Raw genomic sequence first — 24184 nt, forward strand, 5'->3', positions numbered from 1 at the left:
CAGTCTCGACAGAAATTACTGATGTAATAAGGTTAGCAGCAATCTGAAAATCTGCCCGGTCCCGACTTTGCGCCGGGACCAAACGTTGAACGGTTACACTACTAGATCAGCCTTTTCCTGAAAACTGGGGATTTGATTAAAATTCAGATACCGATAGGTATCGGCACTGGTTTCATCAATCGTCGCCGCATACTGCATGTATTCCTCAACCGTCGGAATTTTGCCCAATAACGAACACACCGCGGCCAATTCCGCTGAGGCCAGATAGACATTGGCGCCATTGCCCAGACGGTTCGGGAAGTTACGGGTCGATGTGGATACCACGGTCGAACCTTCCGCCACCCGGGCTTGGTTACCCATGCACAACGAGCAGCCCGGCATTTCGGTACGGGCACCGACTTTGCCGAAGGTAGCGTAATAGCCCTCTTCCACCAGCTGGCTTTGATCCATCTTGGTCGGCGGCGCCACCCATAAACGGGTCGGCAAGGAACCGGCTTTTTCCAGCAGCTTGCCGGCCGCCCTAAAATGGCCGACGTTGGTCATGCAGGAACCGATAAACACTTCGTCTATTTTGGTATTGGCCAGCTCGGACAGTGGCTTGATGTCGTCCGGATCGTTCGGACAGGCCATCAGCGGTTCGGTGATCTGATCCATGTCGATTTCGATGATTTCCGCGTATTCGGCATCGGCATCCGCTTCCATCAGCACTGGATTTTCCAGCCAATCCCGCATGGCTTTGATGCGGCGCTGCAGGGTGCGCACATCGCCGTAGCCCTCGCTGATCATCCATTTCAACAGGGTAATATTGGAATTCAGATATTCGGCGATAGGTGCTTGGTTCAATTTGATGGTACAACCGCCGGCGGAACGTTCCGCCGAGGCATCGGACAATTCGAAAGCCTGTTCGACTTTCAGATCCGGCAAGCCTTCGATTTCCAAAATCCGCCCGGAAAATACATTTTTCTTGCCCTGCTTGGCGACAGTCAGCAAGCCGCGTTGGATGGCCGCATAGGGAATTGCATTGACCAGATCGCGTAGGGTGATGCCGGGCTGCATTTTGCCGGTAAAACGCACTAAAACCGATTCCGGCATATCCAGCGGCATCACGCCGGTGGCAGCCGCAAAGGCCACCAAACCGGAACCGGCCGGAAAGGAAATTCCGATTGGAAAGCGGGTATGCGAGTCGCCGCCGGTGCCGACGGTGTCCGGCAACAGCATGCGGTTCAACCAGGAATGAATAATGCCGTCGCCGGGGCGCAACGACACGCCGCCGCGGGTCATGATGAAATCCGGCAAGCTGTGCTGCATTTTGACGTCCACCGGTTTCGGATACGCAGCAGTGTGGCAAAAAGACTGCATCACCAAATCGGCGGAAAAACCCAGACAGGCCAAGTCTTTTAGTTCATCGCGGGTCATGGGGCCGGTGGTGTCTTGCGAGCCGACCGTCGTCATGCGCGGTTCGCAATAACTGCCCGGCCGCACGCCCGGTACACCGCAGGCTTTGCCGACCATTTTTTGCGCCAGCGTGTAACCTTTGCCGGTATCGGCCACCGCCGCCAGGATGCGAAATACGGTCGACGCCGGCAAGCCCAAGGCTTTACGCGCTCTGTCCGTCAAACCACGACCGATGATCAATGGAATCCGGCCGCCGGCACGGACTTCGTCCAATATCACCTCGGTTTTTAAACTAAACTCGCACACCACTTCATCACTGTCGTGACGCTTGACCACGCCTTGATAAGGATAAATGTCGATCACGTCGCCCATGTGCATGGCACTGACATCGCATTCGATCGGCAAGGCGCCGGAATCTTCCATGGTGTTAAAAAATATCGGGGCGATCTTGCTGCCGATGCAGACGCCACCGGCGCGTTTGTTGGGGATATAGGGAATATCGTCGCCCATGAACCACAGCACCGAGTTGGTGGCGGATTTACGCGACGAACCGGTACCGACCACATCGCCGACATAAGCCACCGGAAAACCTTTGTTTTTCAGGTCGTCGATTTGCTGTTCGGCGTTGGTGATGCCTTCACGCGGCATTTTCAACATGGCTTTGGCATGTAACGGAATATCCGGCCGCGACCAGGCGTCCGGCGCAGGCGATAAGTCATCGGTATTGGTTTCACCGCTGACCTTGAACACCGTCACGGTGAGTTTTTCCGGCACTTCCGGTTTGGCGGTAAACCATTCGGCGTCCGCCCAGGATTGCAGCACTTGTTTGGCAAATGCATTACCGGCTTCGGCCTTTTCCTGCACGTCGTGAAAAGCATCGAAAATCAGCAGGATATGTGATAAGGCCTGTGCTGCTATAGTGGCAAGCGCCGGGTGATCCAGTAATTCGATCAAAGGGGCAATGTTGTAACCGCCCAGCATGGTGCCCAACAATTCGGTGGCTTTTTCGGCTGAAACGATAGGCGATACCGCCACGCCTTTGGCTACATCGGCCAGAAAAGCGGCCTTGACATAAGCCGCTTCATCAACCCCGGCAGGCACCCGATTGGTTAATAAATCCAGCATAAAGGCGTCTTCGCCCGGCGGAGGCTGTTTCAATAAGTCCACTAAACCGGCAACCTGCTCGGCATCCAGCGGTTTGGGAACGATGCCTTCGGCGGCCCGTTCGGCAACATGTTTACGATATTCTTCTAGCATGAGAGTGACCCGGAGAATGTTGGAAAATAATGCAATGGGCGGATTAAATAACGCCGCCCAAACTCGGATATGGCCTCGGTTATTCCATAGCGTCTACGATAGCCTGGCCCATTTCCCTAGTACCGCAAGTACTGTTCGGGTTGAGGTCGGGCGTGACGTACTTGCCTTCGTTAACAACTTTTTCGATGGCATGCAGCATGCGCATGCCAGCATCATGTTCGCCCAAATGAGTCAGCATCATCACCCCGGCCATCATCACGGCAGTCGGGTTAGCGATATTTTTGCCGGCAATATCCGGCGCACTGCCGTGCACCGCTTCGAACAGCGCCGCATCAATGCCGATATTGGCGCCAGGAATCAGGCCCAAGCCGCCGACCAGACCGGCGGTCAAGTCCGACAAGATATCGCCGAACATATTGGTGGTCACCACTACATCGAATTGCTCGGGTTTCATCACCATGTGCATGCAGGCGGCATCGATGATTTTTTCGTCGAATTCAATTTGCGGATATTTTTTGGCCACTTCCCGGGCGGTATTTAAAAATAATCCTTGGGTAAATTTTAGAATATTGGCTTTGTGACAAACCGTGACTTTTTGGCGGTCGTTATCCAGCGCGTATTTAAAGGCATATTCGACGATGCGCTCGGAACTGTCCTTGGTGACCACGGCCAAACTTTCGGCAATATCTTTTTGCGGGGTCAGATAATGCTCCAAGCCCACATACAAACCCTGGGTGTTTTCGCGCACCACGACGATGTCGACATCCTCATAACGGGTTTTTACGCCGGGCCAACTTTTGGCCGGACGTACATTGGCGTAAAGATCGTATTTTTTGCGCAATTCGACGTTGATACTTCTGAAACCCTCGCCCACCATGGTAGTCAGCGGCCCTTTGAAAGCGACCCGGGTTTCATCGATTGATTGCATGGTGGCATCCGGCAAAGGGGTGCCGTTTTTTTCATACGCAGACATGCCGGCTTCGGCTTCCAGCCAGTTAATTTTCGCGCCGGATGCATTGATAACCGCTACGGCGGCATCCATAATCGAAGGACCAATACCATCACCTTTAATCAACGTGACGTTGTGCATTCACTCTCTCCTGAGGGTTTTTTAAAAACTAAATGATAACAGTTTCCTGGCCGGCGGGCAGCCGAGTGGTTAGGCTGCTGTTAAGCCAACAAAAAAATCGTTATCAACCAAGGTTTATTAAAGCAATTTTAATACCATAAAAAACCCTATTATCAGCGGCGATTAGCCGATTATATTCGGCATCAGCTGAAATTTTGCACCAAGCTAGCTTGTTAAAGATCTTTAATGGTGCGTAGTTAGTCGTTATCAAACAGAGTTAGCTACAATGCCCGGCAAACCCCACAAGGCAAGCCTAAATGATTACAGTCGATAAACTGATTTTTGAATATCCGGGACTCAGGGCGCTGGACAATGTGTCCTTTCGCATGGATCAAGGTAGTATCACGGCCTTGGTTGGCCCCAACGGCGCCGGAAAAACCACCTTGCTGCGCTGTATGGCGGCCTTGGAACGGCCGGTCAGCGGCACTATTACGATCGAGGAAATCGATGTTTTGGAACAACCTCGGGATTGCCACCGGATTATCGGCTATCTGTCTGACTTTTTTGGACTTTACCAGCGTTTGACCGTACGACAATGTCTACATTTCGTGGCGCGCGCCCAAGGCATTGACGATAGCGATTGCCCGGCGGCAATTGCAGCCGTATGCCGCCGCCTAAATATCGAAGACCGGTTGGAGATGCGGCCAGGCGAGCTTTCACGCGGTTTACGGCAACGAGTGGCCATAGCCCAAGCCATTATTCATAAACCCAGCTTGGTGTTACTGGACGAACCGGCCTCGGGTCTGGATCCGGAGGCCCGTCATGAATTGGCCGAACTTTTTCTGGATCTGCAACGTCAAGGCATGACGCTGCTGGTCTCATCCCATATTCTGGCGGAACTGGAAGCCTACTGCACAGATATGCTGGTACTGCGAAATGGCCGTTTGGTCGAACAGATCACCGTAAAAAAAGCCCGGCAGCATAAACCGTTCAAATTGTTACTGGCCCAACCGGTGCAAAATTTGGCGGAGATATTGAAACAAATACCGGATATCGAATTGTTAAAAACCGAACACGATCAGCTGGCATTGATCCAGCTAACCGCCGATACTCAACAACAACACGCTGTATTAAAGGCCTTATTGGCGCTGAATTTACCGGTGTGCGAGTTCGCCCCGGCCGCCAGCAACTTGCAAGACGCCTATCTACAGACCATCAGGCAACGCCCATGAATTTGAATCCGGAATTTCAACGCCAGCTTTATCTGGAATGTTCGCAAGCTCGTTTAATCGGCATCCCATTGGTATTGGGCGTTATCTTTACGTTCAGTTATTTTATCGACGGCTATCGGCTAGGCGGCGCCACGGCAAAGGCTGCCTTGATATTGTTCCTGCTGATCACCCTGTTATGGGGCGCACGGCAGGCTGTCGACAGTATTGTCGAGGAATATCGCGATCGCACCTGGGACACCCAACGCCTGTCGGCGTTAGGGCCCTGGGAAATGGTCTGGGCTAAGTTGTTCGGCAGTACCTTGATGGCCTGGTATGCCGGCTTGCTGTGCCTGTTGGTATACGGCTCGGCAATCGATGATTACGCCGCCCTGCCGATGCTGATTTTTTACGGCGTTTGCGCCGCGTTGCTGGTACAAAGCGGTAGCCTGTTACTGGGTCTGCTTGCGGTGCGGCGGGGGCAAACCAAAAGCGGCTCGATTTTCCTGCTTGCCGTTATCGGCTTCTTATCCATCGCCCCATGGTTATCGGAGGTATCGAGCCTGACCGCCTACGCTTTGCCGGATTCGACGACAGCTTGGTACGAAATACGCTTCAGCAGCAGTGCTTTTCATCAAATCAGCTTATTATTGGCTCTATTTTGGTGTGCGGTAGGCAATTATCGGTTAATGACGCTGGAGCTGGGTATGCGCACGACACCCTCGGTCTGGCTGGGATTTAGTGTATTTTTAATGATCTATGTCGGCGGCTTTATGCCCAGTTCGGCGTATTCGTTTTGGCTGGCTGCTTTCGCGGTGTGCAGTGCATTGACCTATGTGGGCGTGGTGGTCGAATCCAACGACGCCATGCGCATCAAACGTTTATTGACTTATTTTGTTCAGCGCAACTGGCGGCGCGGCAGTGAAGAGTTGCCGATCTGGTGGCTGTCTTTCCTTTTATTGCTACCGGCCGCGCTGGTGTTGAGTGTGTCCGTACACCCGCTGCGCGAATTCAGTTTGCGCTTTCATTTTTATCCGCTGGCTATTGTTCTGATTTTATTGCGAGATTGCGGCATTTATATTTATTTTTGCTACGGCAAAAATCCGCAACGCGCTTTAAGCCTGACCTTACTATCCGGTGTTTTACTATACGGCATCTTACCGGGTATTTTTAACGCCATGGGCCAAAACGGACTGGCGGCGCTTTTCTTTCCGCTGTGGGCGGATTCGGCCGGCGGCGCCCTGCTCTGCGCCTTGGCACAGAGCGGATGGGTAATGGGTATGTTGTATCGACGCTGGCAGGCCAGCACTTGAACTAACTAGCATCATGAAAACTATTTACAGAAAATCCGTCATCAATGAAGGTCGAAGCCTGGCGCCTTGGCGTGAACAGCTGAATGAAGTGATTTTTGGCTCTGAAACCCCGGCAGGGCGCAATTTCGATGTATTGCTTATTGTGTTCATCATACTAAGCACGCTGGTCGCTATCATTGATAGCGTCGAAAGCCTTCATAACCAGTACGCCGAATTATTGAACATTCTGGAATGGGTGTTTACGCTCCTATTCAGTCTGGAGTACTTTTTACGCTTACTGTGCGTCCGTCACCCCTGGCTTTATATGCGCAGTTTTTACGGGATAGTGGATTTACTGTCTATCTTGCCCAGCTATATCAGCTTGTTTATGCCCGGTGTGCACTACGCTGCCGTGGTGCGCATATTACGTTTGCTACGTATTTTCCGGATACTGAAGCTGTCGGTTTATCTCAATGAAGCCAATTTGCTCAAAACCGCGCTATACAATTCGCGCTGGAAAATCATGGTGTTCCTCTATACGGTCTTAACATTGGTGGTTATTTGCGGGACGTTGATGTACGTCATAGAAGGCAAAGAGGCCGGGTTCACCTCGATTCCTAGAAGCATGTATTGGGCCATAGTTACACTGACGACAGTGGGTTACGGAGACATTGCCCCCAATTCCACCCTAGGGCAGATCGCAGCCTCGTTTATCATGATCATGGGCTACGGCATCATCGCCGTGCCGACCGGAATTTACGGTGCGGAATTGATCAAAACCGTCAATCAAGCGAATCTCTCGAATGAAGCGTGTCCGGATTGCGGACGCATCGGCCACGATATAGATGCCAGCTATTGTAAATATTGCGGCCATAATCTTGCCGATTTGCCGTCCCATCATTGAACCTCAACAGCTATACTTGATCTGACAATAACAACGCTAAAGCAATGCAGCCATTAGTCGATACAATAAACAAGCAATATTCACAGACATTTTGCTGTTTTTACTCAATCAGCTAAAAATTGTTGTATAAAGACTAGGTTATTCTGGCTACAACCGATTAATCTTGCGATTCACCTTTAAGTATCAGAGTGCACCGTGTCTATTCGATCGAACTATATGAATACTACTGGTTTAAAAAAACTGTCAATCAATGTTGGCCTCATGCTGCCGGTTGTTTTGATTTTATTCTTTTCGACCCAACCCACGACCTCTGCCGAGGAAACCAGCCTGTCCATCGATGCCGGCCCCGCGCCCGCCATCACCAGCCTAATTGCCGGCAAACAGAATGCTTTGCTGACCAAGCCTGATTTCTCCAATCACGCGGCGCTACTGAGCACTCTTTATCAATCAAACGAAAATCAATTGTTATGGCTAGGTGAAAACCGTTCAGAATCGAATATCGATCAGGCTCTGACCATACTCGGCAACGCTGGCTCGGACGGCCTGGATCCTAAAGACTACGATGCGGAGGTTTTGAAGGTCAATTTGCAAATGGCCTTATCGATTCCGCAAACCGCCGTCCATGAGCTTGCCGAGTTCGATACCGCGCTATCCATTTCCTTACTGCGATTTGCAAACGATTTGCATCATGGCCGCGTCAACCCCCAAAAGCTTAGTTACCCCACCCCTTTCGGCAGCAAAACCGCAATTGATGTAGCGAGCTTAATCAAGCAAGCCATTGATAATCAAGGATTAGAGAAACTGCCGCAACAATTACAACCCAAATTAAAACAATACGGGCAGCTAAAGCAGATATTGGCGGCTTATCGCAAAGCGCCCGCGGATGCAAATTATCAGCCGCTGATTTTTCAAAAATCATTGCGCCCAGGCGAGACCTACCCCCAATTGGCTGAACTGCATCGACGCTTAATAGCGCTTGGTGCTTTGCCTGAATACGATCCGGCAAATTCACCGAAAAAACGCTATGACCATGAGCTGCAGGAAGGGGTAATAAACTTTCAACGTGAAAACGGCCTTAAAGCGGATGCTATTATCGGACCGGAAACCGCCGCCAGACTCAATCAATCCCTGGCCCAAAAAATCCTGCAGATCGAACTGGCCATGGAGAGGCTGCGCTGGTTGCCCGATAACATCGCAGGGCCAATGATTATCGTCAATATCCCCGCTTTTCAGCTATGGGCCTTCAATTCGCCCGACGATACAGACATATTGAATATGAAAGTCATCGTAGGCAAGGCCTTAAAAAACCAGACCCCGGTTTTATTTGAAGAAATGAAATATCTGGAATTTATGCCTTATTGGAATATTCCCAGAAGTATTATGGATAAGGAAATTCTGCCTAAGCTGTATAACGACTTTGGTTATCTGCAAAGCCAGGATATCGAGTTGGTGCAGCGTTACGCGTCCGACAACGCCGGCTCGTGGGACACCGTTTTCGATGATATCCGCCGCGGGCGAGTGCGGGCCAGACAAAGACCCGGCAAAAAGAATCCGCTAGGCAAGGTAAAATTTATTTTCCCCAACAAGGAAGACGTCTATCTGCACGACACTTCGGCCCACAGCCTGTTCAGCCGCAGCCGTCGCGATTTTAGCCACGGCTGCGTCAGAGTGGCGGAAGCGGAAAAACTGGCGGAATTCGTGCTGAACAACCAACCGGAATCAAGTTGGGATGTGGCTGCCATTCAAGAAGCGATGTCGGGTTCCAAGACCCGGAGGGTCACCTTGAAAAAGCCGATTCCGGTTTTGTTTTTCTACAGCACCACTTTTGTGGACCACAATAACCAAATTCATTTTTACCGGGACATTTACGAACAGGATGCCGCTTTAGAAAAAGCTCTGGGAAAAATCCCCGGCTCCGGAGACAGTAGTTTATTAACGGCTAAAACAACAACCCCCAGTTAAGTCGGTCGATGTAGCGTCCAAAGACGCTACCAGGTTCTGAATTTCCCGGTATCAAGATGCACGAAATCAGATTTGGGGTAATAACCAACCCCGCCGCGATGTAGTGAAATAGCGGCATTTCGTAAATGCTTTGTGTCATAGCCGTCCAAACGGATATCAATCGCCCTACCCTGCATATGTAAGCTGTTATTGGCCACACCCGACTTATGCTTGCGCAAATTAGCGTTGGTGAATGGCGACCGGTAACCGCAGATAATTTCAAAGGGGCGGTGAGCGCCCAGCATTAATTTCAAGTCGTGTAATTGGTCCAACAGATGCGGGTCGATACGATGCACGTCTCCGCTACGATAATCGCGCAACAAATAATCGATCTCGCTTAAGGCCGAACTGATATAGCGGCCTTTTTCAAAATAGGTTAATTTCAGTTTGTCGCCGGTATTGAGGATTTCGAACGCCAGTGATTTATGACTAGGGAAGTGGGCTTTTGCGGCTTGGGCAATGACAGGGGAGCCCAAGGTCAATAAAGACCCGCAGGCTAAATGGCGAATAAAACGACGTCTTGACAGCACAATATCGCTATCGTCGCTGGTTCGATTTTCTAAGATTCGTTGCAACATAGTGTAACTTTATATTTCGACTTAAATTGAGTTGACGGAAATTCGCAGCAAAATAGCCCACAAATTTACAAAAAACATTCTTTTTAGCGCAAAGTTAAGATATCACAAGTGTGCCCCAAAAATCTTCCCGGTTCAGTAAAGCGCGGCTTTTTGACACACCCTCGATAAACTATGTATTGCTTCCCTCACCCCAAAAAAATATAATCGCGGCTTTTTTTTAATCCAGATCACTTTTTTTAACTAACCTACAAAGCCTTAACAAAATGACAACCCATATTATGTCTACCTATGCTCGGCAGGCAGTTACTTTTGATCGCGGCGAAGGCGCGTGGCTGTGGGACAGTAATGGCAAACGCTATCTGGATGCATTAGCGGGTATAGCCGTTTGCAATCTCGGCCACGCTCACCCTGCCGTACATCGGGCTTTATGCAAGCAAAGCCAAACTTTGATCCACACATCCAATCTATATGGCGTGAAGTTACAGACTGAACTGGCTGACCAGCTGTGCCGGCTCAGCGGTATGGATAACGTATTTTTTTGCAACTCCGGCACGGAGGCTAACGAAGCCGCAATAAAAATTGCCCGCAAATACGGTCATGCACAAGGTATCGATGCGCCTGTGATCATGACTATGGACAAAAGCTTTCACGGCCGTACCATGGGATCGTTAAGCGCAACCGGCAACAGCAAGGTCAAGCAAGGCTTTGCTCCGCTGCTGCCGGGCTTTGTTCATGTGCCGTATAACGACATAGACGCCATCCGTTCCGCTCTCCGGGCCGATAAAAATATAGTGGCCATATTGGTGGAACCCATCCAGGGCGAAGGCGGCGTCAATATTCCCAAGCCGGATTACTTGAATCAAATACGTGCCATCTGCGATGAACATCAATTGTTGATGATGCTGGATGAAATCCAAACCGGTATCGGCCGTACCGGGCAATTTTTGGCGTATCAACATAACCGGATTCTGCCGGATGTCTGCACGCTGGCCAAAGCGCTGGGAAATGGCGTACCTATCGGCGCCTGCATGGCGCATGGTAAAGCGGCCGCTATTTTAACGGCCGGCAATCACGGTTCCACTTTCGGCGGCAACCCGCTGGCTTGCAGCGCGGCGCTGGCTGTTCTCGATACGTTAAGCAACTCCAACCTGATTACCGATGCGGATATGAAGGGTAAGCGTATTTGCAGTGCCATAACCCAGCAACTCGAAGGCAATCACCATATCGTCTCTATCCGCCACCAAGGCCTGATGATTGGCATCGAGCTGGACGCCGCGTGCGGAGAACTGGTCGGCAAAGCATTGGAAAAAGGTTTGCTGATCAACGTTACCGCCGATAGCACCATACGCTTACTACCGCCGCTGCTGATTGACGACGCGCAGATCGATTTACTCACCGAGACATTGTCTGCACTTATAAAAGAACATACCCATTAGTATCCTTATGCAACCCAGACATTTCACCAGCTTGCTGGATTTGAGCAGCACCGAATTACGGACATTAATTCATCGCGCCATCCAGTTAAAAAATCACCGCGACCCGGATTTTCAACCGCTCAAAGGCAAAGTGCTGGCCATGGTGTTTGAAAAGTCATCCACCCGTACCCGTATTTCCTTTGAAGCGGGGATGACGCAGTTCGGCGGAAGCGCCATATTTTTATCGCCGCGCGATACCCAACTGGGCCGGGGCGAACCGCTGGAAGACAGTGCCAGGGTCATATCCAGCATGGTGGATTGCATCATGCTGCGCACCAACGAGCACGACACCGTCACCACCTTTGCGAAATACTCGCGGGTACCGGTGATCAACGGGCTGACCGATTTGTTGCACCCTTGCCAATTACTGGCCGACATGCAAGCTTATTTCGAACACCGTGGCGACATTGCCGGCAAAACCGTTGCCTGGATAGGCGATGGTAACAATATGTGCCATTCCTACATTAACGCCGCCCGTCAATTCGATTTTAAATTGCATATTGCCAGCCCGGCCGATTATGGCCCAGTGCAAAGCATCGTCGATGCCGCCGCCGATAAAGTGGCCATTTTTAATTCGCCGGTTTTAGCGGCACAAGGTGCCGATTTGGTGGTAACCGATGTTTGGGCCAGCATGGGCCAGGAAAGCGAGCAAAAAAAACGCGAATATGCTTTCCGGGATTTCCAAGTCTCCCAAGAGGTTATGCAGGCCGCCAATCCGGACGCACTGTTTATGCATTGCTTGCCCGCCCACCGTGGCGAGGAAGTGGCCGCGGAAGTCATAGACGGCCCGCAAAGCGTGGTTTTCGACGAGGCTGAAAACCGCCTGCATGCACAAAAAGCCCTGCTGGAATTTCTCATCTGCCGATAATTTCGCTAGAATTAGCGGTTTTTAGTTAGTAGATGAAGAGTACCAACGTGAAAAGAGCCATCGCCAGTTTTCTTGTTTTACTTGCAACCAGTAGCTTGGCACAGGCCAAAACAGGTTACGTAACGGACAACATCGACATACCGTTGCGCAGTGGGGAGAGCGAGCGCAGCCGTATCGTCAAAATGCTGCCGAATGGCATGTCGCTTAATTTATTGGGCGACAATACCGAAAATGGCTATACCTATGTGCAAGCCGCCAATGGCGCTGAGGGCTATATCCTGACGCGTTATATCAGCCGTCAACCCATCAGCCGGACTCAACTTGAGGATGCCAACAAAAAACTGCAAGAGCTTCAGGAAGAAAACAAAGCGCTCAAAGCCGCTCAAGCCAGTGGTCAGGACATCAGCAAGGAACGCGACCAGCTCAGTGCCGAACTGACCGAACTGCAACAAACCGCGGCCAACGCCATTCAACTGAAACAACAACGCGATCAATTACAGGAACGTGTTGTTACCGTCGAACGGGAATTACAACAACTTAAGCGCGAAAACCAAGCCTTAACCGATAATACCAATCAAGATTGGTTTTTGTATGGCGGCGGTTTATCCTTGTTCGGTGTATTGTTAGGCTTCATTCTGCCTAAACTCAGCTGGCGGCGCCGTTCCAGCGGTTGGGATACGTTTTAATTTTTTACGGTTTTAAGCGTGGGCTTACCCTGCGGTTAAAGACACCCTTTTCACTTCGGCAGTTTAAAACTGCCGGTTTTTGATTTTCGTGGAATTATCATGCCTGCATATCGTTCTCATACCACCACTCAAGGTCGCAATATGGCGGGTGCGCGCGCATTGTGGCGCGCCACCGGCATGAAAGAAGGCGACTTCGATAAGCCGATCATTGCGATTGCCAACTCCTTCACCCAGTTTGTGCCGGGCCATGTGCATTTGAAAGATATGGGACAGTTGGTGGCGCGCGAGATCGAAAAAGCGGGCGGCGTAGCCAAGGAATTCAATACCATTGCGGTGGATGACGGCATTGCGATGGGCCATGACGGCATGTTGTACAGCCTGCCCAGCCGCGATTTGATCGCCGACAGCGTCGAGTACATGGTCAATGCGCACTGCGCCGATGCGCTGGTCTGTATTTCCAATTGCGACAAAATCACCCCCGGCATGCTGATGGCAGCGATGCGCATCAATATTCCGGTGATCTTTGTATCCGGCGGGCCGATGGAAGCCGGTAAAGTCCGTTTGGCCAATCCTGACGGCCAAAGCTTCGATATCAAAAAACTGGATTTGATCGACGCCATGGTGATGGCGGCGGACAGTAACGTTTCAGATAGCGATTTGGCGGAAGTGGAACGTTCCGCCTGCCCGACTTGCGGTTCGTGCTCAGGGATGTTCACCGCCAATTCCATGAACTGTTTGACCGAGGCATTGGGGCTGTCGTTGCCGGGTAACGGTACGGTAGTCGCCACCCATGCCGACCGCGAACAACTGTTCAAACAAGCCGGATGGCGTATCGTCGCACTGGCCAAACAATATTACGAACAAGGCGATGAATCAGTACTGCCGCGTTCCGTCGGATTTAAAGCCTTCGAAAACGCCATCACCTTGGATATTGCCATGGGCGGCTCGACCAACACCATTCTGCACCTGTTGGCCATCGCCCAAGAGGCCAACATCGATTTCACGCTGGCTGACATCGACCGCATGTCCAAAGTGGTGCCGCAGTTGTGCAAAGTAGCGCCCAACACCAACAAATATCACATCGAGGACGTACACCGGGCCGGCGGCATCATGGCGATTCTGGCCGAGCTTAACCGGGCCGGCCGCTTGCATACCGACGTGCCCACCGTGCATGCCAAAACCCTGGGCGAAGCGTTGGCGCAATGGGACATCATGGCTAACCCCAGCGATGCGGTTAAAAGCTTTTATCTGGCTGGGCCAGCCGGCATTCCATCCCAAGTTGCCTTTAGTCAGAACACCCGCTGGCCCAGCCTGGACCTGGATAGAGCCGAAGGTTGTATTCGCTCCTTCGATCATGCCTTCAGCAAGGAAGGCGGTCTAGCGGTGCTGTACGGCAATATCGCGCTGGACGGCTGCGTGATAAAAACCGCTGGCGTCGATGACAGCCTGCTGGTGTTCGAAGGCAATGCTCATGTGGTCGAGTCGCAGGACGAAGCGGTGGAAAATATCCTGAACGATAAAGTCAAGGCGGGCGACGTGGTGGTGGTGCGCTACGAAGGCCCTAAAGGCGGGCCGGGCATGCAGGAAATGTTGTATCCGACCAGCTATATCAAATCCAAGGGCTTGGGCAAAGCCTGCGCCTTACTGACCGACGGCCGCTTTTCCGGCGGCACATCCGGCCTGTCGATCGGCCACTGCTCTCCGGAAGCGGCGGCGGGTGGCGCCATCGGCCTAGTGCGGAACGGCGACCGTATCCATATCGACATTCCTAACCGCTCAATTAATGTATTGGTCAGTGATCAGGAGCTGGCCCAACGCCGCACTGAGCAGGACAAACTGGGCTGGAAACCGGTCAAGGCGCGTCCGCGCAAGGTTTCGGTGGCGCTGAAAGCGTATGCCAAATTTGCCACTTCCGCCGACAAGGGCGCGGTAAGGGACTTGGCCCAGCTCGAAGGTCACTAAGTGGGCGACGCTGGATGCGCGCATGGTGAAACCATTGAAACGACATCAAGCATTGACCCTACAGGTGGGCGAACACGAAATCGCCCGCCGCTTCGAGAAATGAACGCTTCGGGATGCCACTTTAAGTTCTTGAGCCGCATCCCGGCAAACATCAATATTCATGTCATATTGCCAGCGGGCAACGCAATCCGATGAGGCGATTTTTTCTATTAATCATTTCAATCTGGAAACAGCAATTTAAAATCTATTTGATGGCTGCTCTGATCGGTGCGCTGATAGGCATCTTCCTGCTGGCTCCCAGCTACGATTACATCAATTCCCGCGAACACCACGCCTCCCCTCTGTCGTCTCTCGAATACGTATTTATTCAAATCAAAGAGATTTGGACCGGCAAGATCAACCAGAACAATCTGCTGGTATTTTATGCCGAGATCGGCGCCATGTTGGGCTTGCTGTCCCTGGGATTTTACAAGCTGGTGCACGGCCGACTGACGCGTCTGGAATCCTTAAAATCCGAGCTGGATAAGGACTTACCGTCCATCATCCGCCAGGGAGAGGGGCCGTTATTGGAATTCAAGTCCTCGCTACGCTGGGATATGCAGGAACAACGCATCAACCGCAACCTGGAAGCCGTGGTAATGAAAACAATGGCCGGCTTTCTCAATAGCCATATTGGTGGCACCTTGTTAATAGGCGTGAGCGATGACGGCGAACTCGTTGGTCTGGAGAAGGATTACCAAACCCTGAAAAAAACCAATCAGGATGGTTTTGAACAAACTCTGATGACGGCCATATCCACGAATTTGGGCGCTGACCTCTGTTCCAACGTACATATTTTGTTTCATGTCATCGATCAAAAGGACGTCTGCCGGGTTATTATCTCCCCTGCCCTTAGGCCGGTATTTTTTAGCCAAGGTAACACGCCCAAATTTTTCGTCCGTACCGGCGGCGGTACCCGCGATTTAAATATACAGGAAGCACTGGAATACGTGGCAGGGCGTTGGAAAAACCTCAAAATGAATTAATCGGGATTCAGTAGCATAACATCAATAATAATGAACACTACTTCACAAACCACCGCCAAACCTTTGATTTCACCGGTCTTATTATTTGCCGGCACCTTATTCATTAGCGCCATGTTGATGTTCGCGCTACAACCCATGTTCGGTAAACTTTTACTGCCTTTATTGGGCGGCACCCCGGCAGTTTGGAATACCTGCATGGTGTTTTATCAGACTGTTTTATTCGGCGGCTATTTATATGCGCATTGGCTAACCACCCGCTCGGGCCAACAGCGGCAAATTCAAATGCACACGGCCCTGCTGATATTCAGCCTGTTTGCCTTGCCGGTCGCCTTACCCGCCAATGCCAACCCGCCCACGGATGGCAACCCTAGTTTCTGGTTGATCTGGACTTTATTTTTAGCCATCGGCTTACCTTTTTTTGTGGTCTCCACGACAGCTCCGTTACTGCAAAAATGGTTCTCGCATTTAGGCCATCATAGTTCCGAAGACCCTTATTACCTGTATGCCGCCAGCAACGCCGGCAGCTTGTTGGCCTTACTCAGCTATCCGTTTTTGATTGAACCGAATATCGGCCTAGTCAATCAACGCCTGTTCTGGAGTATCGGTTACGGATTGCTGTGTATCTTGATTATCGTCTGCGCCGTCGCATTATGGCGTAACCTGCCGGAGACCGATGCCGAAGAGCTATCGGAAACCGAACCCGAACAGATTGCCGCGCCGCCCATGCGCCAACAGTTGCACTGGCTGGCGCTGGCTTTCGTCCCATCCAGCTTGTTGTTGGGCCTGACCCAATACATCAGCACCGACATAGCTGCGGTACCGCTGTTATGGATATTGCCGCTGACCTTGTATTTACTGTCGTTCATCTTTGTATTTTCCAAGTGGGCCGACCGCATACATCCCGGCATGATCGCGCTGCAACCGGCTGTTTTATTAGTATTTATCGCCTATTCCTTCATCAATCCGGCCGTATTGCCGTATTGGCTGGACTTGATATTGCACTGCCTGGCTTTCTTCCTGGCCATCATGGTTTGCCATGGCGAATTGGCCAAGCATCGCCCAAACACCCAGCATTTAACCCGGTTTTATCTGGTTATGTCCTTCGCGGGCATGCTGGGCGGCTTATTTAACACATTCGTGGCGCCGTTCATCTTCAATGCAGTGTACGAATATCCGATCATGATTGTGGCCGCCTTACTGTTGCGGCCCGGCTTTTTTAATGGCCGCTGGGTTCTGCAACCGATCTTTCCAGGGCTGTTGCTGATACTAGGATTTTTGATTTATTTCAGCTCGGACCAACTATTCGAATACCTGGATGTCATCGGTGGCGCGTTGATCTTGTTGGCCGGTCTGACCTATTCCGTCCGCCACAGTCCATTAGGGTTGGGTTTATTGACGGCGGTGATCTTGATTTTCACCTTGGGCTTACATAGTTTGGCATCCAGCACCCTGTATCAGGCACGCACCTTTTTTGGGGTGTTATCGGTAAGGGAAACCGTCATTGCCGACGAGAACCAGCATCCGGAGAAAGTTCATGAGCTTTATCACGGCACCACCAAGCACGGGGCCGAGCGCCTGACTGCCGCCAACATCACTACCCCTCTCACCTACTACAGCCGCCCCGGACCAATCGGCCAGTTATTTACCGAATTCGACGCCGACAACCAACATTGGAACATCGGTGCGGTCGGTCTAGGTGCCGGTGCTTTGGCCTGCTACAGTAAGGAGCAACAGCATTGGCGCTTTTACGAAATCGACCCATTAATCGTCGATGTCGCCAAGAATCCAAAATGGTTTCATTACCTGGAGCGCTGCAATCCGCAAGCAGACATGATTGTCGGCGACGCCCGTTTATCCTTAACCAAAGAGCCGGATAACAGCTTTGATTTACTGATCATGGATGCCTTCAGTTCGGACGCGGTGCCTACCCATTTGCTGACCCGCGAAGCGATGCAGCTATACTTTAGCAAACTGAAAGATGATGGCATGCTGGCGTTCCACATTACTAACCGGCATTTGGCTTTGAAAAAAGTCTTAGCCGACCACGCCGAAAACTTACACCTATCCGGCCTGTTACAGGAATTCAGCCCGGAAAGCCCGGCTCCATTGGTGGTTGCCACAGACTGGGTGGTGATCGCCAAGCAACCACAACGGCTGGACCGCTTGCGTCAAAGTCGTCTCGGCCATTGGCAAAAATTGCCGCTCACCTTTGATCTACAACCGTGGACCGATGACTTCACTAACATCATAGGAATCTGGAAATAGGAAAACTCATGCTGATTACGGAACTTGCCCAACTTTGCGACGCCAGCCCACAAGGCGGCGACGCCTCTGTCCCACTGCAGTCCGCGGCCGACATCATGTCCGCCCAGGCGCATCAAGTCACGGTATTGAGCGATGGCAAATACAAAAAATATTTAAAGGGCTGCCAAGCGTCCGCCTGTTTTATTGCCGAATCGTTAATAGACGACGACGTACCGACTGGCTTGACTTTATTGGTTTGCAAAGACCCCGAGATGAGCTTTCTTACCGCAGTCAAAGCCTTGCATCCCGAAGCGGCATTGGACAGACAGATTTCCCAACATGCAGCTATCGCCGAGACCGCCAGGCTAGGCAACAACATACACGTGGGCGCGTTTGCCAGCATAGGTCAACACTGTAATATCGGGGACGGCAGTACAATCGATGCCGGCGTACGCATCGGTAATGGAGTCAAGATAGGCAGCAATTGCCGCATTCATCCCAATGCGGTGATTTATGACAACACCCTGATTGGAGACAATGTCATCATTCATTCCGGCGCCATCATCGGCGCGGATGGCTTTGGCTACAAATATCGCGACAATCAACATGTCAAAGTACCGCATGTCGGCAATGTAGTGATAGATGACAATGTTGAAATCGGCGCCAATACCTGTATCGACCGCGGCGCATTGGGTTCAACCCGTATCGGCCTGGGCAGTAAAATCGATAATTTAGTGCAACTGGGCCATAACAATGTGGTGGGCCGCAACGTCATTATTTGCGGACAGTGCGGCATATCCGGCTCTTGCACCATAGAGGACGGCGCCATTCTGGCGGGCAGCGTCGGGGTAGCCGACCATATTAAAATCGGCACCCGCGCCGTCGTGATGGCCCGCAGCGGTATTTCACAGGACGTGGAGCCCGGAACCCAAGTCTGGGGCAGCCCGGCTAAAGATAGAAAAGTGGCTTGGCGCGAATTGGCAGCGTTGGCGAAATTGCCGGAACTGATGCAAAAAATCAAGCAATTCGAAAGCCGTCTGAGTAAACTGGAAAAATAAAACGGCAACGATCGGGAGCCCATCATGAACGACAAACAACTCGTCGCGGAACACGCCGCACAACGCATTGAATCCGGCATGCTGGTTGGTTTGGGCACCGGCTCCACCGCTAATTTTTTTATCGAGGCGTTAGCCCGCCGTCAGCAGGACGATCATTTACGGATCGAAGTTGTTGCCAGCTCGGTAGTCAGCACTTTAAAAGCCCGCCAGCTGGGCTTGAAGTTGCGTAGTATGGAACATATCAGCGGACTTGATGTATACGTTGACGGCGCCGATGAAGTCGCACCCGACTTGACCTTGTTGAAAGGCCGCGGCTCCGACTTGGTGCGGGAAAAATTGCTGGCTAAAGCCAGTCAGGTCTTTTGGGTGTTGATCGACCCGAGCAAACACGTCAAGCGTATCGGACAAAACTTCCCGATTCCGATTGAAGTGATGCCATTTGCCTGGCAATTGGTGCAACGCAGTCTGGACGGCATCGGAGGCGCGGCCAAGCTGCGCGCCAATGGCGACGGCTTATTCGTTACATCCTACGGCAGTCTGGTGTTGGATACCGGATTCGATCCCGGAGTAGATGGTAAAACCCTGAACACTCAACTGAATGCCATTCCCGGCATCGTCGAACACGGTATTTTTGCCGATCTAACCAGTGCGGTATTTTGCGCACAAGACGGTGAAGTGTCTGAAATATTGGCTTGAGCTCGCAACAGGACAGCTTCAAGTTGAACATGGATTGACGGGCAAACCAACCAATTTCAGCCATAGAGTATGAGCCGACCTATGACTGCAAACCGGCTGTATCCAGTCAGTGAATTGGTTTGTTTCTTATCCCAATTTAGAGCACCGTCGGCTCAGGAATCACTGACTCTCCCTCTTTCAGCTAAATCTATAACGATTACATCTATTGCCAAAACGCCAGGATATTGATCGGAAATGCCTTGCCAATAATTTTTTAGCGCGTCGGCAAGGCCAGTCAATACAACGTTTTTGCCGTTGACTATCCAATATTTTTTCTGGCCAATATTTTGAGCAACCAATAACAATACGCCGCATCCGGCGGTTTCTTCGCGTAAATAATCCCCTGCCAATTGATTGCGCAGCCGTTCGCAAAGATCATTGCCGCTCCAGTCTTTGTCGAGCAACTTGAGTTCTATCGGTACGGGAGATTTTACATAGGTGCTATGCAGCCAAATATCCATTCGTTGGCTATTGGCCAACTCCGGCTCCTGAGCTGTCACGTAATGGCTTTGGCAACGCTGATTAAGCCAGCCAGCAATCAATGTGCGCATTTCGGTTTCTTGTTCTGCACGCCGCCAAGTTTTCCAGGCGCTATCATTGCCACGTTCCAGCCAATTTTTTAACTCCGTCAGGTGCTGCACGGCCAAATTGAATAATTGCCGGTGTGTGGTTGGGGTATTAGTTTGTGACTGGGCAAAGTCGAAGACCTGGGAAGCTGTCCAAGACTCTAAATCGCCATCGGCTTCTGCGCGTTGATAGGCCCGTTTCGCCATCCATGGTCGATAATCGGCAGCGGGATGGTCATCAATCAGTTGTTTAATAGCGATGTAACTGGCTTTGCCGGGTATTTCCGTTATCAGGTTGAACAGCCTGTTGCGTGCATCCTGGGCATCATCACGAAGTCCGCGAGAATAAGTACCTTTATTGGCACGTTCGATATCCTCTTTTACCTGAATGTGGCGGTGCATTAAAACGTAAAGCGATTTCAAGTGTTCCGCTGTACGGAAGCTACCAACGTAGGGGCCTCGGTCCCTCGCCCAACTTCCGCCCATCAGTGCAGTAATGAAAATTTGGGCGGCGTGTTTCGCGTCTGCCGTTAAAAGACTCGCAAGCCATCGTTCGACTTCAGGTATACCGTTGTCTGGGGCGCAATCGACGCGAAGCGCATGCCAACGGGCCATATGCTCCAGTTGCCTGGTGTTTGCCAACTCTTGGTTTGCCAGCCCCTCTAATCGTTCTGGTGAAGCACCGCCTTTTGCCAGTATCTGCAGACAATAATGTTGATTTGCGTTTATCCGGCCGGGATTCGCTAGCACCCAGCTTAATATGGCGGGGGCGATCGACGAATAAAGCCACGGGGCATTATAGGCGACCCTGTCCAAGATGTAGTGCATGGGTTGTTCGGAATCTGTATTCTCAAGTTCCCAGAGAATTTCTTTAGTAACCGCCTCTATAGTCGATTCCGGAAAAGCGTGGTGCATCTTCTCAAACCAGCGGGGAAATCCGTTCAGCTCCCAGGTGATATAGCGTAAGGCATGGCGCACCTCTGCGTTACTTAGATGGTATGGGAAATCGGTTGTTTCGTTTGCTTCAATCTCTAGTCCAGCCATTGCGAATATCAACCCGCAAGGTACGGAGTTATCTCTGATAGCGCCTTCGGATTGCATGGTTGGTACGAAACTCCGCCAATAATTGATAGCCGCTTCGCGGTAGGCATGGGCAACGGCTTCACCGAAATCCGGTATCAATGTTCGCCAATCGGCCGCTTCCGAGTGGCTAATCATCAAGCCTTCGCCACGCAGTTCTCTGAGTAACCAATACTGATCTCCGGTCAGTTCTCCCGGTTTTAAGTTTGCTGACGTGATGATTCGATCCGGATTGGCACGTAGTTCAGTTATCCAGCGATCACGATTTCGTTTTTGTTGCTCATCCCGCTCTTCACGTTCTCGTTGGCTTTTTGCAACTTCCAGTTCCAGTTGCTTCGATTGCTCGCTAACGGGTGGGTCGAGCAACATATCCAATCTATTTTGCAAAACCGGATTTGCAGCTGCGGATTTTTTCAGGCCAGTTAACATGTGCTTAGGCCTCCCAGCCTGGACAAAAATCCTAAACGCCGCATTAAGTGCGATTAGCCGGTCGTCCTGAAGTTTGCGAGACTCCATATAGCCCAGCAACCTTGGAAAGCTTGTGGCGTCGAACATAAAATAGTGATCACGCCATAACACTGACAACTCGTCGGTTAACGGCTCGGTGGATTTCGCCGCTTTATTGAGCCTTGCTTGCTCAATACTTGCCCAATACAGCGCGTCGTTGAGTTCAGGCCAATCGGGAACGAGCGTCCGTAGATCGCCTTGGTGTTCTCTGATTTGACTATGCCCCCAATAACGCAGTGCCGGTACCATTAACAGTACGGAGATTATCGTTGCCTCTAATGCGGCAGCGTTACGCCTCTCAACCAATCGCTCGACAGCATGAGTAGCAATACTCAATAACCACGCATATGCCTCGGAAACATGGCAATTCCCGCACTCGACAAAAGGGGGTATAACTAGTAGCCGGTGTAGTCCATCGATAAGCTGGACAATAACTGCCGCGCCGCCATCGGCAGGCAATTTCGCAACAAATTCGTGTAGAACATCCTCAAGGCCTGTCGGATTAAATTCATCGTACCGCTCAAGTTTGCCGATTGAAATCAGCAATTGTTCGATGCTGTTGCTATTCGGTTCCGCCCCATCAACAATTTCAGCGAGTAATTCGCGCGGTATAAACGCATCAATTCCGTTAAGCTGGCGCCATAAATTTTGCTTTTGCTCTTCAGTGCCGCAAGTCATAACAGCGCGAACAGACGCAATGCGCGCGTATTTTTCCCGTGTTATATCAAGTGCTATTGTCCTCAGCGGCTCCAGGCATCCGACCAGATTGCCCTGCCACACGAATCTGCCCAGAAAGAAAATGGCCTCGTCATTATTTTGATATTCATTGATAAGCCGCAAGGCGTTGTCCGAGAGATCAGCCTTTGCTATTCGCGCAATGGCACTGTTATCTCGCGCTGAACGATCATCCTGATTAGCAGCAATTCTGTGGACAATATCGCGCAAAATGTTTTGCCGTTCCGGCAATGGCAGCTTGGATGGATCGCCACCTTCGACAGGGATTTCAGGGATTATTTGCAGTGCTTTGAGGCGAATCCCATCGTCAAACAATATCAGCCAGGGCAAAACCGGCCTTAGTCTGGGAGCAATAATTTTTTCCCCGTATTGTTCGCGGAAAAATAACGATTCGATTGCCTGTCGGCTGTTGCCCTTTTTTAACAGGCTATCGAACCACTCGGCGGCCAAAAGCTCACGCACTTCCCGATGACGAAATCGTACGGCACCATAAAGGATGTCGTTGAATATGCCGCGTTCCAAAAGTGCACGAACATCTTTTAGGTCCCATTCCCCAAGTATGGCGCCAGCCTCAATGCCCGGTTTATCAGAAGATGAATCAGGCACATTTAACCCAACCTGACCACTCAACACCACTGCAGCTGCCAATCGACGCGCACCTTCCTTGGCCTGTTCCAGATTCAATGGCTGGCGTTGCGCCCGGTCCGTGTTATGGGTGTCGCGTAGTCTCTGATCGATGTTGTGGCGCAGCAATTCCAGGCGGCCACCAAGTGCCTTGTCTTTAGCCCATTTAGACAGAATGCTTTCGAGATCGAACGGACGTTCCGCCAAACTGCCAAGATTGCATCGATCAATTTCCTGCATGAGTTGATCAATGTCATGCGTACCGCGAGCCAGACAAAAGCGCCGAATCTTTTCATGATTCAAAGGAAGCATGCTGTATACGGTCAACGCACTTTCGGATTCGGGGTGTTGTTTACCCTCATTAGCCTTATCCATTAGCTTGGGCACAAACAAAATTTCATCCAGAATTCTGCAATCCTCAGAAAATCGCCAGGCATAGGGCCGACTGGAAAAATAGATATGTGCTCGGTGTGCGCCTTGCTTTATGGTTCGGGCAAAATGGCGTAATGCTCTTTCAAAGGTTCTTGAATTATCCAGCCGCGCTTCGTCAACCGAATCGAGAAAAAACCAAGCTTCCGCAGTCGATTGCAACCACGCTTCGAATTGCGTTTCTTCGCCGATTTCAAACGCTTGCCAGAAGCTGTTTTCAATATCTTCGATTCGGATGAAGAAAGATAACTTTCCCTGATCTAAAAGTTCATTTGCCCTGTGCCGTAATTCTTCTGTCTTTCCTGCTCCTGCCGCCGCCAGGATGACACTTCGATATTCTTGGTCAAGATCATCCCAGGATTTTGAGTTGGTATTTCCCCAAAAAGAAAGAAACTCATTCGATTCCGAGTCTTCTTGATTCCCAGATATGGGAGAGAATTGTCGCTGTAATGGAATGTACTTTTCCATGTAGTTCAATTTCGTGGT

15 protein-coding genes and 1 pseudogene are annotated in these 24184 nt (G+C 51.1%); 12 read left to right on the forward strand and 4 right to left on the reverse strand.

What is annotated here, in order from left to right; all coding sequences use genetic code 11:
* Positions 1 to 93 precede the first annotated feature (93 nt).
* Positions 94 to 2652, reverse strand: a complete 2559-nt coding sequence (acnB, locus tag M0R33_RS00180; RefSeq protein WP_292563284.1) for a bifunctional aconitate hydratase 2/2-methylisocitrate dehydratase — start codon at positions 2650 to 2652, stop codon at positions 94 to 96.
* 79 nt (positions 2653 to 2731) lie between these two features.
* A complete protein-coding gene (locus M0R33_RS00185; RefSeq protein WP_292563287.1) occupies positions 2732 to 3742 on the reverse strand; it encodes an isocitrate/isopropylmalate family dehydrogenase in 1011 nt (336 codons plus the stop codon).
* A gap of 296 nt (positions 3743 to 4038) precedes the next feature.
* Here M0R33_RS00185 and M0R33_RS00190 point away from each other — a divergent pair, with 296 nt between their 5' ends.
* The 4 genes from M0R33_RS00190 to M0R33_RS00205 all read left to right on the forward strand — a co-directional run bounded on the left by M0R33_RS00190 (position 4039) and on the right by M0R33_RS00205 (position 9087).
* A complete protein-coding gene (locus M0R33_RS00190) occupies positions 4039 to 4953 on the forward strand; it encodes an ABC transporter ATP-binding protein (protein ID WP_292563290.1) in 915 nt (304 codons plus the stop codon).
* Positions 4950 to 6242, forward strand: a complete 1293-nt coding sequence (locus tag M0R33_RS00195; RefSeq protein WP_292563292.1) for a hypothetical protein — start codon at positions 4950 to 4952, stop codon at positions 6240 to 6242. The genes M0R33_RS00190 and M0R33_RS00195 overlap by 4 nt, the downstream gene beginning before the upstream one ends.
* Positions 6243 to 6255: 13 nt before the next feature.
* Positions 6256 to 7125, forward strand: coding sequence for an ion transporter (locus M0R33_RS00200; protein ID WP_292563295.1), 870 nt, complete (start codon positions 6256 to 6258; stop codon positions 7123 to 7125).
* A gap of 261 nt (positions 7126 to 7386) precedes the next feature.
* Positions 7387 to 9087, forward strand: coding sequence for a L,D-transpeptidase family protein (locus tag M0R33_RS00205; RefSeq protein WP_292563297.1), 1701 nt, complete (start codon positions 7387 to 7389; stop codon positions 9085 to 9087).
* A gap of 26 nt (positions 9088 to 9113) precedes the next feature.
* On the opposite strand, the gene M0R33_RS00210 is transcribed toward M0R33_RS00205, so the two are convergent.
* Positions 9114 to 9704, reverse strand: a complete 591-nt coding sequence (locus M0R33_RS00210; protein WP_292563300.1) for a YcbK family protein — start codon at positions 9702 to 9704, stop codon at positions 9114 to 9116.
* 260 nt (positions 9705 to 9964) lie between these two features.
* On the opposite strand from M0R33_RS00210, the pseudogene M0R33_RS00215 reads away from it, so the two are divergent.
* The 8 genes and pseudogenes from M0R33_RS00215 to rpiA all read left to right on the forward strand — a co-directional run.
* Positions 9965 to 11140: pseudogene (locus M0R33_RS00215) on the forward strand (acetylornithine transaminase); the annotation flags it as partial.
* Between the two features lie 7 nt (positions 11141 to 11147).
* On the forward strand, positions 11148 to 12047 hold the full coding sequence (gene argF, locus M0R33_RS00220; protein ID WP_292563302.1) for an ornithine carbamoyltransferase: 900 nt from the start codon (positions 11148 to 11150) through the stop codon (positions 12045 to 12047).
* 47 nt (positions 12048 to 12094) lie between these two features.
* Entirely contained in the window at positions 12095 to 12733 is a 639-nt protein-coding gene (locus M0R33_RS00225) for a TIGR04211 family SH3 domain-containing protein (RefSeq protein WP_366042944.1), read from the forward strand.
* 99 nt (positions 12734 to 12832) lie between these two features.
* Positions 12833 to 14695 carry a dihydroxy-acid dehydratase gene (gene ilvD / locus M0R33_RS00230; RefSeq protein ID WP_292563306.1) on the forward strand — a complete coding sequence of 621 codons (1863 nt, stop codon included), beginning with the start codon at positions 12833 to 12835 and terminating at the stop codon, positions 14693 to 14695.
* A gap of 191 nt (positions 14696 to 14886) precedes the next feature.
* Complete coding sequence (locus M0R33_RS00235; RefSeq protein ID WP_292563307.1) at positions 14887 to 15720, forward strand: ATP-binding protein; 834 nt, start codon at positions 14887 to 14889, stop codon at positions 15718 to 15720.
* Positions 15721 to 15750: 30 nt separating this feature from the next.
* Positions 15751 to 17985, forward strand: coding sequence for a fused MFS/spermidine synthase (locus M0R33_RS00240; protein ID WP_292563308.1), 2235 nt, complete (start codon positions 15751 to 15753; stop codon positions 17983 to 17985).
* Positions 17986 to 17993: 8 nt separating this feature from the next.
* Positions 17994 to 19022 (forward strand): UDP-3-O-(3-hydroxymyristoyl)glucosamine N-acyltransferase, encoded by a 1029-nt coding sequence (lpxD, locus tag M0R33_RS00245; protein ID WP_292563311.1) that lies wholly within the window; start codon positions 17994 to 17996, stop codon positions 19020 to 19022.
* Positions 19023 to 19046: 24 nt separating this feature from the next.
* On the forward strand, positions 19047 to 19718 hold the full coding sequence (rpiA, locus tag M0R33_RS00250; protein WP_292563313.1) for a ribose-5-phosphate isomerase RpiA: 672 nt from the start codon (positions 19047 to 19049) through the stop codon (positions 19716 to 19718).
* 152 nt (positions 19719 to 19870) lie between these two features.
* On the opposite strand, the gene M0R33_RS00255 is transcribed toward rpiA, so the two are convergent.
* Positions 19871 to 24166, reverse strand: coding sequence for a hypothetical protein (locus M0R33_RS00255; RefSeq protein ID WP_292563315.1), 4296 nt, complete (start codon positions 24164 to 24166; stop codon positions 19871 to 19873).
* Between the last annotated feature and the right edge of the window lie 18 nt (positions 24167 to 24184).

This window comes from Methylomonas sp. (assembly GCF_023228165.1).
GTDB lineage: Bacteria > Pseudomonadota > Gammaproteobacteria > Methylococcales > Methylomonadaceae > Methylomonas.

What these genes read in the sequence shown, in the direction of transcription:
- acnB (WP_292563284.1), bottom strand. Translation starts at nt 2,652, where the DNA reads ATGCTAGAAGAATATCGTAAACATGTTGCCGAACGGGCCGCCGAAGGC.
- M0R33_RS00185 (WP_292563287.1), bottom strand. Translation starts at nt 3,742, where the DNA reads ATGCACAACGTCACGTTGATTAAAGGTGATGGTATTGGTCCTTCGATT.
- M0R33_RS00190 (WP_292563290.1), top strand. Translation starts at nt 4,039, where the DNA reads ATGATTACAGTCGATAAACTGATTTTTGAATATCCGGGACTCAGGGCG.
- M0R33_RS00195 (WP_292563292.1), top strand. Translation starts at nt 4,950, where the DNA reads ATGAATTTGAATCCGGAATTTCAACGCCAGCTTTATCTGGAATGTTCG.
- M0R33_RS00200 (WP_292563295.1), top strand. Translation starts at nt 6,256, where the DNA reads ATGAAAACTATTTACAGAAAATCCGTCATCAATGAAGGTCGAAGCCTG.
- M0R33_RS00205 (WP_292563297.1), top strand. Translation starts at nt 7,387, where the DNA reads ATGCTGCCGGTTGTTTTGATTTTATTCTTTTCGACCCAACCCACGACC.
- M0R33_RS00210 (WP_292563300.1), bottom strand. Translation starts at nt 9,704, where the DNA reads ATGTTGCAACGAATCTTAGAAAATCGAACCAGCGACGATAGCGATATT.
- argF (WP_292563302.1), top strand. Translation starts at nt 11,148, where the DNA reads ATGCAACCCAGACATTTCACCAGCTTGCTGGATTTGAGCAGCACCGAA.
- ilvD (WP_292563306.1), top strand. Translation starts at nt 12,833, where the DNA reads ATGCCTGCATATCGTTCTCATACCACCACTCAAGGTCGCAATATGGCG.
- M0R33_RS00235 (WP_292563307.1), top strand. Translation starts at nt 14,887, where the DNA reads ATGAGGCGATTTTTTCTATTAATCATTTCAATCTGGAAACAGCAATTT.
- M0R33_RS00240 (WP_292563308.1), top strand. Translation starts at nt 15,751, where the DNA reads ATGAACACTACTTCACAAACCACCGCCAAACCTTTGATTTCACCGGTC.
- lpxD (WP_292563311.1), top strand. Translation starts at nt 17,994, where the DNA reads ATGCTGATTACGGAACTTGCCCAACTTTGCGACGCCAGCCCACAAGGC.
- rpiA (WP_292563313.1), top strand. Translation starts at nt 19,047, where the DNA reads ATGAACGACAAACAACTCGTCGCGGAACACGCCGCACAACGCATTGAA.
- M0R33_RS00255 (WP_292563315.1), bottom strand. Translation starts at nt 24,166, where the DNA reads ATGGAAAAGTACATTCCATTACAGCGACAATTCTCTCCCATATCTGGG.